General features: G+C 68.0%; 11 protein-coding genes. 4 read left to right on the forward strand and 7 right to left on the reverse strand.

Going from position 1 to position 11,808, the window contains the following annotated elements:
- Positions 1-13: 13 nt before the first annotated feature.
- Positions 14-1,264, reverse strand: a complete 1,251-nt coding sequence (locus AC1HIY_RS12145) for an MFS transporter (RefSeq protein WP_479577018.1) — start codon at positions 1,262-1,264, stop codon at positions 14-16.
- A 31-nt stretch (positions 1,265-1,295) separates the two neighbouring features.
- A complete protein-coding gene (locus tag AC1HIY_RS12150; RefSeq protein WP_479577008.1) occupies positions 1,296-1,925 on the reverse strand; it encodes a class I SAM-dependent methyltransferase in 630 nt (209 codons plus the stop codon).
- A gap of 147 nt (positions 1,926-2,072) precedes the next feature.
- On the opposite strand from AC1HIY_RS12150, the gene AC1HIY_RS12155 reads away from it, so the two are divergent.
- A complete protein-coding gene (locus AC1HIY_RS12155) occupies positions 2,073-2,918 on the forward strand; it encodes a methyltransferase domain-containing protein (RefSeq protein WP_479577009.1) in 846 nt (281 codons plus the stop codon).
- Positions 2,919-2,928: 10 nt separating this feature from the next.
- Here AC1HIY_RS12155 and AC1HIY_RS12160 read toward each other — a convergent pair whose 3' ends face one another.
- Positions 2,929-3,777 carry a LamG domain-containing protein gene (locus AC1HIY_RS12160; protein WP_479577010.1) on the reverse strand — a complete coding sequence of 283 codons (849 nt, stop codon included), beginning with the start codon at positions 3,775-3,777 and terminating at the stop codon, positions 2,929-2,931.
- Between the two features lie 260 nt (positions 3,778-4,037).
- On the opposite strand from AC1HIY_RS12160, the gene AC1HIY_RS12165 reads away from it, so the two are divergent.
- The 3 genes from AC1HIY_RS12165 (at position 4,038) to AC1HIY_RS12175 (ending at position 6,816) form a co-directional block, all read left to right on the forward strand.
- A complete protein-coding gene (locus tag AC1HIY_RS12165) occupies positions 4,038-5,306 on the forward strand; it encodes a hypothetical protein (protein ID WP_479577011.1) in 1,269 nt (422 codons plus the stop codon).
- Between the two features lie 62 nt (positions 5,307-5,368).
- Positions 5,369-5,572 (forward strand): hypothetical protein, encoded by a 204-nt coding sequence (locus tag AC1HIY_RS12170; protein WP_479577012.1) that lies wholly within the window; start codon positions 5,369-5,371, stop codon positions 5,570-5,572.
- Positions 5,573-5,667: 95 nt separating this feature from the next.
- The gene (locus tag AC1HIY_RS12175; protein WP_479577013.1) at positions 5,668-6,816 is read left to right on the forward strand and encodes a serine hydrolase domain-containing protein; all 1,149 of its coding nucleotides are present in this window, start codon (positions 5,668-5,670) and stop codon (positions 6,814-6,816) included.
- A gap of 37 nt (positions 6,817-6,853) precedes the next feature.
- Here the strand turns inward: AC1HIY_RS12175 and AC1HIY_RS12180 are convergent, their stop codons facing one another.
- The 4 genes from AC1HIY_RS12180 to AC1HIY_RS12195 form a co-directional block, all read right to left on the reverse strand.
- Positions 6,854-7,540, reverse strand: coding sequence for a LytR/AlgR family response regulator transcription factor (locus tag AC1HIY_RS12180; RefSeq protein WP_479577014.1), 687 nt, complete (start codon positions 7,538-7,540; stop codon positions 6,854-6,856).
- A gap of 177 nt (positions 7,541-7,717) precedes the next feature.
- A complete protein-coding gene (locus tag AC1HIY_RS12185) occupies positions 7,718-10,495 on the reverse strand; it encodes a PAS domain S-box protein (protein WP_479577015.1) in 2,778 nt (925 codons plus the stop codon).
- A 157-nt stretch (positions 10,496-10,652) separates the two neighbouring features.
- Positions 10,653-11,510, reverse strand: coding sequence for a transporter (locus AC1HIY_RS12190; RefSeq protein ID WP_479577016.1), 858 nt, complete (start codon positions 11,508-11,510; stop codon positions 10,653-10,655).
- Between the two features lie 34 nt (positions 11,511-11,544).
- On the reverse strand, positions 11,545-11,808 hold a 264-nt coding region (locus AC1HIY_RS12195; protein WP_479577017.1), incomplete at its 5' end, for a DUF3179 domain-containing (seleno)protein.

Genomic DNA, 11,808 nt, shown 5'->3' on the forward strand with positions numbered 1-11,808 from the left:
AGCGTCCGGGCGGTCATCCCGAAGGGCGGCGGGGCAGCGTCTCGCGCATGACCGACAGCGCCACGACGCCGGAGCAGGCCGTCAGCGCGCCGACGACGCCGATGGCCCACGTCAGCCCGAGCGCGTCGGCGACGAAGCCCGCCAGCAGCGCGCCCACCACGTAGCCGCCGTCGCGCCAGAGCCGGTAGACGCCGATGGCCGAGCCGCGCCACGACGGATGGGCGACGTCCCCGATGGCCGCCAGCAGAGTCGGGTAGACCATCGCCGTGCCCGCCCCGAGCAGGATCATCGCCGAAGCCATCAGGCCGAAGGCCTTCCCGAGCATGAGGAGCATGATCCCGACGGCCTGCACCCACATGCCCGCCACGATCAGCGGCTTGCGTCCGATGCGGTCGGACCACGCGCCGGTCCCCATCTGCCCGAGTCCCCACACCGCCGGATAGAGCGCCGCCAGCACGCCGATCTCATCGAGCGAGCGCCCGGCGGCGGCGAAATAGAGGGGGAACAGCCCCCACGCCATGCCGTCGTTGAGGTTGTTGACCAGCCCGGCCTGGCTCACGCCGAAGAGCGTGCGATCCCGCCAGCTCGTCCGGAGAAACACCGTGCCGAACGACGGCGGCGCGACCCGTGTCTCCCCGCGCTCCGCCTCCCACGAGGCGGCTTCGTGACGGGCGTGTCCGTGGGTCTCGCGCACGGCGAAGAGCGCCAGCGCCAGCCCCGCCAGCGCAAACACGACGCCGAGATAGAATGGCTGGGGACGCAGCCCATAGACGGCCGCGACGTAGCCCGAGGCGAGCGCCGCCAGTGACACGGCCAGGTAACCGGCGGCCTCGTTCAGGCCCATCGCCAGCCCCCGCTGCCGCGCGCCGACGAGGTCGATCTTCATGATCACCGTCATCGACCAGGCCAGCCCCTGATTGACGCCGAGCAAGACGTTCGCCCACACGATCCACGACCAACTCGGCGCGAACATCACCAGAAACGGCACCGGCAGCCCCGCCACCCAGCCCGCCACCAGCACGCGCTTGCGCCCGTAGCGGTCGCCGAGACGCCCGGCGAAGACGTTCGCGAGCGCCTTCGCCAGCCCGAACGAGGCGATGAAGGACAGGATAGCCGCCCGCGACGCCAGCCCGAATTCCTCCTCGGCGAGCAACGGAAGCACCACGCGCTCCAGGCCCACCATCGCGCCCACGAAGGCATTGACCACCACGAGCACGGCAAACTGTCGCCAGTTCTCCCGAAGTCCCAGCCGGATGTCGGTCATCTCGATGGTTTTTCTTTGCAAGAAAAGCGGTTCAGCGCACGCCGCACAGCACCACGAAGCCGCCTTCGCCGTAGCCCTGGCGCACCGGGTCCGGACGGCTCATGCGCTCGGGGTCTCCGAAAAGCGTCTGGTGCGCGCCGAGGATCTGAAAACCCGTTTCCCGAAGCGCCGCCTCGACCTCCGCCGCCGCGTGGAAATCGGCTTCCCGGTAAAAGGGGCTCCGCTCCCGTTCCCGAAGCAGGCGCTGCCCGAGCGGACTGTCGCGGTCGATGAAGCCGACGATGAAAACTCCGCCCGGACGAAGCACACGATAGGCCTCCCGGAAGGCGGCCCGCACGTCATCGAGAAAACAGAGCGTCGTGACCATGAGCGCGTAGTCGAAGCGCTCGTCCTCGAAGGGCAGCGCCTCGGCCACCGCTTCGACGACCTCCACGCCGCGCTCGGCCGCCCGCGCCCCCATCGCGCGGGACGGTTCGACGCCGTACCGGACGCCGAGCGGCGCGGCAAAACGCCCGCTTCCCACCCCGATCTCCAGGCCGAGCCCCCGCCGGGGGAGGCATTTTTTGATCGCCGCCAGTTCGGAGGCATGGGCCGCCGGGTGCGTTTCATACCAGGCGTCGTATCTTTCGGGGTGCGTATCGAAGGGAGCAGTCTTCGCCATTTCGGCCTCGGTTCGTGGGGAGCAACAAAGGCAGACGGCGCCGCATCATGCCAGAGCATACGGCTCCCCCTCAAACCTGCAGAGGCGGGCATCTGATCCCTCCGCCGCCCGGATGCCCCGCCGAACCCTTTCGCCGAACGCCGCGCCATGATCCACCCGAAGACAGCGCCCACGCACGCCGACGTCGCCGCGCATTACGACGCGCTCGACGGGTTGTACCGCGAGCTCTGGGGCGAGCACCTCCATCACGGGCTGTGGGAGACGGGGCGCGAGACGCCCGGGGCGGCGGTGCGGAAGCTCGCCGAGCGGGTGGCCGCCGAGGCCCGGATCACGCCGGGCGACGCCGTGTGCGACGTCGGCTGCGGCTATGGCGCGACGGCGCGGATGCTCGCCCGCGACTACGGCGCGCGCGTCACCGGGCTGACGCTCTCGGAAGCGCAGGTCGCCTACGCCCGCGCCCACACCGACGGCGACACCCCCGCCTTCCTCCGCCGCGACTGGCTGGCCAACGGCCTCCCCGACGAAAGCTTCGACGCCGTGATCGCCGTCGAGAGCCTGGCCCATATGACCGACAAGCCCGCTTGCTTCGCCGAGGCGCACCGGGTGCTCCGGCCGGGCGGGCGGCTCGTCGTGTGCGCCTGGACGGCCGCCGACGACGCCCGCCCGTGGCACGTCCGGCATCTCCTCGAACCCGTCTGCCGCGAGGGGCGGCTCCCGGGTCTCGGCTCCGCCGACGAATACGCCGACCTGTGCACCCGGGCCGGTTTCGCGGACGTCGCCCGTGAGGACCTCAGCCGCCGCGTCGCCCGCACGTGGACCGTCTGCCTCCGCCGCGTGGCGTGGGGATTCCTCACGCAGCCGCGCTACGCACGCTACCTCCTCGACGCCCGCCACACCGAGCGCGTCTTCCTCCGCGCGCTCCCGCGCCTGCGCCTCGCCTTCGCCACGGGCGCGTTCCGCTACGTGCTCCTCACCGCGAAGAAGCCGGCGTGAGGACGCCGGGTCATTTCCCCATCGCATACAGCGCGCGCACCTCGGCGGCCGAGAGCGGGCGGTTGTAGATCCTGACCTCGTCGAGCGCGCCGAGGAGCGCGGTGAAGCGGGCGTCCACGGCCGCCGCGCCATAGCCCAGCGTGAAAAGGTCCGGCGAAGGAACCGAGGCAAAGAACACGTGCGAGGACGGATCGCCCGCATTGTAATGCCGGTTCACCATCTCCCGGCCGTCCAGATAGCCGGTGTTGAAATCGTCTCCGACGACGCCCACGAAGTGGTGCCACCGTCCGGGTTGAAGCGGCGCGTTCGAGTCGAAGCACTGCACCGGCTCGCCCCTGACGGCCACCGTGAAGTACAGCTTTTGCCGGTTCTCCGGCTTCGGATGCCCCACCTCGATGATGAGCGAGTTTTGCCCGGCGTCGTCGCCGAGGTAGAGGAGGGGCGCGATCGAGGCGCCGCGTGCGATGCCCTCATATTTGAACCATACGGAGATGCTCCCTTTCGGCAGGCGGCCCACCGTCGTGAGCACGCCGGTGCTCCGGGGCGCCTCGACGCGCCCGCGTCCCCGAAACTGAAGCGCGTACGACCCGACGACGCCCGTCGTCCACCGCCCCCCTTCCACGATGCCGTTGATGTGATTCGGCGTCTCATCGTGCAGCACCGTCCCGGCTCCCTCATCGAACGGATAATCCACGACGAGCCCGTCTTCGAGCGTCGCGGGAGCCGAGACCGGACGCCCCGTCGAAAGCGCGGGCGGCGCGCCGGGGGTCTCGTCCACGAGCGCCTCGGTCGGCGTCTCACAGGCGACGAAAAGAAGGGCCAGCGCTCCTATGAGCGAAAAAGAACGGAACGTTTTCATCGTTTCCCCCACGGTTCGGTCTCACAAAATCAGTCGATCGGCCCGAGCTTAAGGAAACGGAATCCGAAACGACGACGGGGCTCTTTCCCGGATCGGGGGGCGGGAGATCCCGAAAGGGACGTGAGGGAAAAGCCTACGTCGGCGCTCCAAGCTATGCGGCGCACCCGTCCGCACACAAGTTTCATGCGTCCGGCTCCTCAACGGAGGCGTACGTTCGTATTTTCTGCCGAGAGCACATCCAAACGAAAGGAGAATTTTCCGTGCGCAGCCCGATCCTGTTTGCGCTTCTTTGCCTGTTCGCGGCGTGGAGAACCGTCCCCGTCCGCGCCCAGAACGCGCCGGACAGCCTCACCGCCCTCACCCTCTTTCTCGACTGTAACAACTGCGACGAGGACTACATCCGCACCGAGATCCCCTTCGTCGATTACGTGCGGGACCGGACGGAGGCGCAGGTGCATTTGCTCGTGACGACGCAGCGCACCGGCGGCGGACGTGAGTTCACGCTCACGTTCATCGGACGCGAAAACTTCGCCGGCGTGAACGACACGCTCCGGTACGTCTCGAGCAACACCGACACCGACGACGAGCGACGCGCCGGACTCGCGCGAACGATCAAGCTCGGACTCGTCCGCTACGTGGCGCGCACGCCGATGGCCGCCCTTCTCGACGTCCGCCTTGAAGCAGAAGCTTCACGCGCGCGGCAGACGACACCCGAGAACGATCCGTGGAACTTCTGGGTCTTTCGCGTGGGCACGAACGGCTCGTTCAATGCCGAAGAGTCGACCGACTTCCTCCGTCTCAGCGGCAACCTGAGCGCCAACCGCGTAACGGAAGACTGGAAGATCCGGCTCTCGGCCAACGGCAATTATCGACGAAGCAACTTCGACCTCGGCGAAGAGACGATCACGAGCACGAACCGCAACGGCAGCTTCAGCGGGCTGGTGGCGCAGAGCCTCGGCGGGCAGTGGGCGGCAGGCGGCTTCGCTTCGGTGAGCACCTCGTCGTTCAACAACACCAACCTCTCGATCACCTTCGCGCCCGCGCTCGAATACAACCTCTTTCCGTACGCCGAGTCCACGCGCCGCGAGTTCCGGCTCCAGTACCGGCTGAACTTCCGCGCCTTCGATTACGAGGAGGTGACCGTCTTCGACAAAACATCCGAGCAACTGCTTCAGCAGGAGTTCGAGGCCAGCCTCGAGTTTCGCCAGCCCTGGGGCACGGCGGCGGGTTCGTTCGAGGTGTCGAACTATCTGACGGACTTCCGCAAGACGCTCTTCGATTTTTACCGCGTGGAAGTTTTCGGCTTCGTGGAAATGCGGCTGGTGCGCGGTCTCTCGGTCTTCGTGCACGCCAGCGCCTCGCGCATCCGGGATCAACTTTTTCTGCCGCGTGAGGAAGCCTCCGAAGAGGACATTCTCCTCCGCAACCGGCGGCTGCCCACCTCGTTCGAATACAACGTCTCGCTCGGACTGAGCTACACGTTCGGGTCCATTTTCAACAACGTGGTGAACCCCCGCTTCGGCTCGTGAACCCGGAGGGCGGCCCGGGCGTTCTTCGCGTGTCTTTTGTTCACGAAAACCCGGCCCGACCCATGTCGAAAATCGTTCGCGCGCTGCTCATCTCCGCCGCCGCCACGGGCGCGTTCGCGGTGGCGCTCACGTTCGTCCGGGGCCGCGCGGAGCAGCCCGCCCCCGCCTCCGACGAGCGCGCGCCGGAAGCGCTCCTGGTGGATGCCGACCGCATGCCCGAAGCCCAGCGCGACGCGCTCCTCGACGAACTTGCGGCGCACCTCTGAACCCGCGGCCTCGCGCACCCGAACCGGCGCTTGATCTCCGCCGAAAAATCGGTATACTTCTCCGGTCGCTCGCTCACCAGCCTCCGGAGGACCTCATGAGTTTTCACGCGCGTCTGATCCCGATCTTCATCCTGGCGATGGTGGTAAGCGCCGCCGTGCCGGTCGCAGCCCAGCCGGTCGCAGCCCAGCCGGTCGTCTCGCCGCCGGTCGTCGCGCCGGCGCCGCCGCGTTATGAGGCCGTCGTGGCCCGGGCGCGGGCGATGGCGCAGGCGCGTCTGATGGAGCAAGGGTGGCCCGGCCTCTCCATCGCCGTGTCGGTCGGCGGCGAGACGGTGTGGGCCGAGGGTTTCGGCTATGCCGACCTCGAACACCGCATCCCCGTATGGCCCGCGACGAAGTTTCGCGTCGGCTCGATCTCGAAGCCGCTCACGGCCGCGGCCGTCGCCCGGCTCTACGTCGAAGGCCGCCTCGACGTCGACGCGCCCGTGCAAACGTACGTCCCCGCCTTCCCCGAAAAACGCGCGCCCGTCACCACGCGGCAGCTCGGCGCGCACCTTGCCGGCATCCGCCACTATCGCGGCGAGGAGTTCCTCATGCGGGACCACTTCGACACGGTGACGGACGGCCTCGCCATCTTCGCCGCCGACACCCTGCTCTTCGAGCCCGGCACGCGCTACTCGTACTCGAGCTACGGGTGGAACCTCCTCAGCGCCGTCGTCGAAGGCGCCTCCGGAGAAGATTTCCTGAGCTACATGCGGCGGAGCGTCTTCGTGCCGCTCGGCATGCGCCACACCGTGGCCGACTACGTCGACAGCCTCATCACGCAACGCGTCCGCTTCTACACCCGCACCGACGACGGGACGCTCCTCAACGCGCCGTATGTGGACAACAGCTATAAGTGGGCCGGAGGCGGCTTCCTCTCCACCACCGAAGACCTCCTCCGCTTCGCCAACGCCGTCGCCCTGGGCGACTTCCTCCCGCCCGAGGGCAAGGCGCTTCTTTTCACGGAGCAGCACACCACCTCGGGCGAGGGCGTCGATTACGGGTTCGGGTGGCGCATCACCGAAGACGAGCAGGGACGGCGCGTCCTCATGCACACGGGCGGCTCCGTCGGCGGCACGTCGATCCTCGCCGTCCATCCGGATACGGGCGTGGTCGTCGCCGCGCTCATCAACCTCTCCGGCGCGGACCTGAGCCTCGGGCGCGAGATCTTCGCGATGTTCGTCGAGGCGGCGGGAGAATAGGGCTTGCCTGGTAGGAGTCCCCGGCCGGTCGCGCCTACTAAAGCAGCTTCAGGCGCGTGAAAAGCTCGTCTTTGAACGAGGCGCCGATGGGGATGACGCTCCGGTCGATGACGATGGAAGCGTGGGCGATGTCGGCGATGCGGTCGAGGCGGACGATGTACGAGCGGTGCACGCGGGCGAAGTCGCGGGCGGGGAGACGGTCCTGCATGCCCTTCATGGTCGAGTGCACGAGGTAGCGTTTGTCGTCGGTGTGGATCATCACGTAATCGCCCTGCGCCTCGATCCAGCGCACGAGGGCCAGGTCGAGCTTGACGAGGCGGCCCTCGGTCTTGATGAAGACGCACTCCGAGGCGGCCGTCGCCCGCGCGAGGCGGGCCTGCCGCTCGGCCCGCTCGACGGCTTTGAGGAAGCGCGCGTACTTGACGGGCTTGAGGAGATAGTCGGCCACATCCACGTCGAAGGCCTCGACCGCATACTCTTCCTTGGCCGTGACGAGCACGATCTGCGGGCGGTTCGTGAGGCTTTCGATCAGCTCCATGCCGCTCATCTCGGGCATCTCCACGTCGAGGAAGATCAGATCCACCGCCTCCCGCTTCATCAGGTTGGCGGCCTCGATGGCGCTCTCGCAGGACCCGACGAGCTCGAGCGCGTCGTGCCTGGCGATAAAGTGTTCCATGAAGGCTCGCGAAAGCGCTTCATCATCGACGACCAGGCACCTCATCATGCCTCCCTGCTCCCTTGCGTGCGCGCAGCCTGCCGGGGCGGCCCCTTTCCCGGCTGCTAGTTTGGTGAATGGCGGACGCCAAAGTACGCCGCAGAAGCGTTTGCCGCAACGCCCCGACCGTCCTCTCGTGCAAAACCTGACGGGAATCCCGGGGCGATGGCGCGCAAGCGCGCGTCCTCAGCCCGGATCGGCCTCGGGCGCGTACTTCCGTCGCTCCACCCGAAGCTCCTCCAACGCCGCCCGGCAGACCTCCATCGCCTCCTCGATCCATTGCGGCAAATCCCCCTGGTTCATCGACTGCCCGGCGTGCCGCTCCACGACCTGAAGCGCCCCCGTCAATGCCTCGATGCCGAGCATCCGCGCCGACGACTTCATCTTGTGCGCGACGAACCTGACCCGTTCCCAGTCCTCCGCCGCGCGCGCCTGCCGGAGATCGCGCAGAAGGTCGGGGGCTTGTTTCATGAACAGGTCGATCATCTTGACCACGAACGCATCGTTTCCGAAGGCATGCTCTTCGAGGAACGTCAGGTTGACGTAGCGCGGGGAGGTCGGGGTCGAGGTGTGAATGCCCAGATGAAACGCCAGCCGAAGCCGGAGGTCATTCGGGTTGAAAGGCTTGAGGATGAAGTCGTTGATGCCCACCGCCGCGATCTCCTCCCGATGGTCGACCAGCGTCGAGGCCGTCAGGGCGAGCACCGGCAGGTCCTGCTCCGAAAGCCCCATCGTCTCCCGGATGTGTCGCGTCGTCTCGTATCCGTCCATGCCCGGCGCGCGGAGGTCGACGAGCGCGAGGTCGTAGGACGTTTCGCGCAGTCGTTCGAGCGCGGCGTGCCCGTCCGCCACCGCGTCGACGCGTGCGCCCCACTGTTCGAGCATGCTTCGGAGCACGAACCGGCTCATCTCGTTTGCTTCCATCACGAGGATGCGCGCGTCCGTCAGGCGCACGTCTCGCCCGCCCGCCATCGCGTCGGGCGGATAGCCTTCGCCCTCCACCCTGGCGAAGGGCAGCGTCAGCGCGAGCGCCGGAGCCGCGCCCTCCTCGCGCGTCACGTCGATCTTGCCGCCCATGCCTTCGACGAGTTCGTGAACGAGCGACGGCCCCGGATCCGCGCCGTCGAGCGGCTGCCCCGCCTCGTCGCGCGTCCGCATGAAGCTTTCGAAGAGGTCGCCCGCCGGCTCCGTCGAAGCGCCGGAGCCGACGACGAACCGGAGGCGCACCTGCCCGTCCGCCCGCGCCGGACGCACGCGCACCGTCACCCTGCCGCGCCCCGCGTGCTTGATCACGTGCCCGACGAGGTTGAGCAAGATCTGATGGAGCCGCACCGGATCGCCGAGCAGGACCGGCGGCAGGCGTTCCTGCTCCAGGGCCGCCAGCGAAAGCCCGCGTTCCCGCGCCTGAAAGGACAGCGTCTCGACCACGCCCCGCACCACCTCGCGCGGACGAAACGGAACCGTCTCGAATTCGAGCTTCCCCGCCTCCATCTTCGCCACGTCGAGCATGTCGTTGATGAGCACCAGCAGGTTGTCGGCGGAAAACTTGATGGCGTTGAGATACTTTTTCTGCGCCGCCGAAGGCTCTGTCTGCATGAGCAGATGCGTCATGCCGACGACGGCGCTCAGCGGCGCGCGCATCTCGGAGCTCATGTGGGCGAGCAAGCGCTCTTTTGCCTTCACCGATTGCTCGACCCGGCGGTTGGCCTCGAGCAGTTCGCGTTCGGCCCGCCGCCGCTCCGTCACGTCGCGCACATAAGCCGTATAGAGGCGTCGCTCGTCGTCGCGGCGGTGGGAGATGACGGCCAGCTCCACGGGGAAAACGCTGCCGTCGGCGCGCATACACGACATCTCGACGCGCCATACGGGCCCGGCCTCTTCGCCGAAAGCCACCAGATGCGCCAGCCCGCGCCGGTACTCGTCCCAGAGCGGCGGCGGCACCAGATACTCGGGCATGATCCGGCCGAGCACCTCCTCGCGGCGATAGCCGAAGAGCCGCTCCGCCGCCGGGTTGAACTCGAGGATCCGCGAGGTCTCGTCGAACGTGATGATGCCGTCGAGGGCGGAGACGAGGATGGCCCGCTGACGCCCCTCGCTCTCGCGCAGCGCCGCGCGCACCCGCTGCCGCTCCGTCACGTCGAGACCGAACCCGAGGATCTGCTCGACGCGCCCCTCGGCATCGCACACCGGGTTGAGAAAGCGCACGAAGTGGCGAAGCGCGCCGTCCTCCTCAACGAGCGACTCCTCGAAACGAACCGTCCCTTGCTTCCGCACCGCCTCCATCAGCTTCGCGTGCCGCCGCCGGGCGACCTTCGGATCGAGACCCCGCCGCGCGAAATATTCCATGTTCGTCTTCCCGACGAGCCACCGGCGGCGCTCGGCGTCGGGCACGGCGCTCGGATTGGCGTAGAGGAACCGACCTTCGGCGTCGAAAACGACGAGCTGAGCCGGCATCTTTTCGAGCGCCTGTTCGAAAAAGTTCTTGAGGCGCACGACCTCTTCCTCGGCGCGACGATGCGCACGGAGTTCATCGAGGAGCCGCCGGTGGGACCGGCAGGCATCGAGCGAGGCGGCGAACTTCGCGAAGAGAGGCTCGAAGCGCGCCGTCTCGGACGGCGTGAACGGCTCGTCCCGCCGGCTGAGCAGTTGGAGGAAACCGGCATCGCCCAGGGCAAAGACGACCCATACACCCGGCTCGGCCGCGTCCGCCGCCGGCTCCGAAAAGCTTCCCGCTTCGGACAGACGCCGGACGAGCGGGTGCGTGACGGGCAGCCATGCTTGCTCCGGCGCCTTCACCGCCGGCTCCGCCCGGACCAGCCGGTATCCGCCCGGCGCCGCCCCCTCGTCCCGCATCCACACGGCGGCATAGTCGAACGCCGTCCGCTCGACCAGGGCATGAAGAAAAGCGTCGCAGTTCGTTTCGAAGTCGAGCGAGACGCCCGCCGCAAGCGAGAGTTCGAGCAAGGCGGATGCCTCCGGGAGAGCGCCGGACGCAACGGAAGAACGGGTTGTGGCAGCCATGGAAAACGACGGGATTCGTCAGACACCGCCCGCGCGAGGCGATGCCGACAGCGCGGGGACGTTTCTAAAATACGGCATTCTCCCGCGCTTCGCCCGGCGGCTACACGCCCCATTTGAAAAAGTATCCCACGACGAAGGACGGCCCGGAGGGCAGGTTGCGCCCGGAGAGGGGAAAGCGCCCGCCGACTTCGACGACGCCCGGCCCCACGGCCCGGCCCACACTCGGCATGAACTGCACCAGCCGTCGCCGCGCCGAACGCAAGGGCAGGCCCAGAAACTCCGGCGTCTGTCCGAAGAGGACGTCGAGCGAAAGCTTCCACTGAAAGCCTGCGGTCTGCCCGCCGAACGTGCCGAAGCCGAACCACTCGTTGCCCGGCTTGTGGACGGCCTGCTCGTTCGTCTCGCGCCACCGGTAGCCGAACCATCCGGAGAGGTAGAGCGGACGCGGCCAGAAAGAGTGGCCGAGTTCGAGCATCACCTCCCAGTCGCGTTGTCCTTCCGCCAGAGGAATCACCTCGGAGTCGCGGGTGTATTCGCCCGTGGCCAGCTTGACGCCGGCGCGCACCGCCACCGGCACGGGCGAGCGCACGCCGAAGAGCTCCGGCCCGAGGCGCGCCTGCACCCGCACGTCGCCGACGCCCGTGCTCTCACGATCTTCGGCGACGTCGTTGAACTGAAGCCGATGATACGGGACCTGCACCCACACGTCGACGCCCCGCACGAGCCCGCCCGCCGCCGTCACGAACACCGAGGTGGTGATCGACCGCCCGCCCTCGTTGAAGAGTCGCTCCTCGTTGCCGCTCTCGTCGAAACGGCGGCGCGTGTCGTGGTGGTACACGCTGACCTGCACCCAGCCCTCGCCCGGCCGCTCGATCCATTGCGCCTGCGCGCCTTCCGGCGTCAGACACCAGCCCGCCAGGGCGATCCACATCCAGCCGTACCGCATCGTTTTGGTCACGTCGCCCCCGAGTTGCGTTCGTATATGTTGCCGATCATTCCCCCGTCCACAGGCGCGTTTCCGGGTGGAAAGCGGCCCACGCGAACCAGAACGCGACGTAGGCCTCCGCCACCGGCTCCAAACGCGCGCCCGCCTTCGGGCCCGAGACGGCGCGGCCCGTGACGTCCCACGCGCTCCCCGTCTCCGCATCGACGAGCGTCCCGTCCGACGCCGAGAACGTCAGGCGCTGCCCGGCATGGCGCGGGTAGTACGCCATCGCGCTTTGCGCGGCGGCGTCCCAGAAGACGACCACGTCCTC

The organism is Rhodocaloribacter sp., from assembly GCF_056451265.1.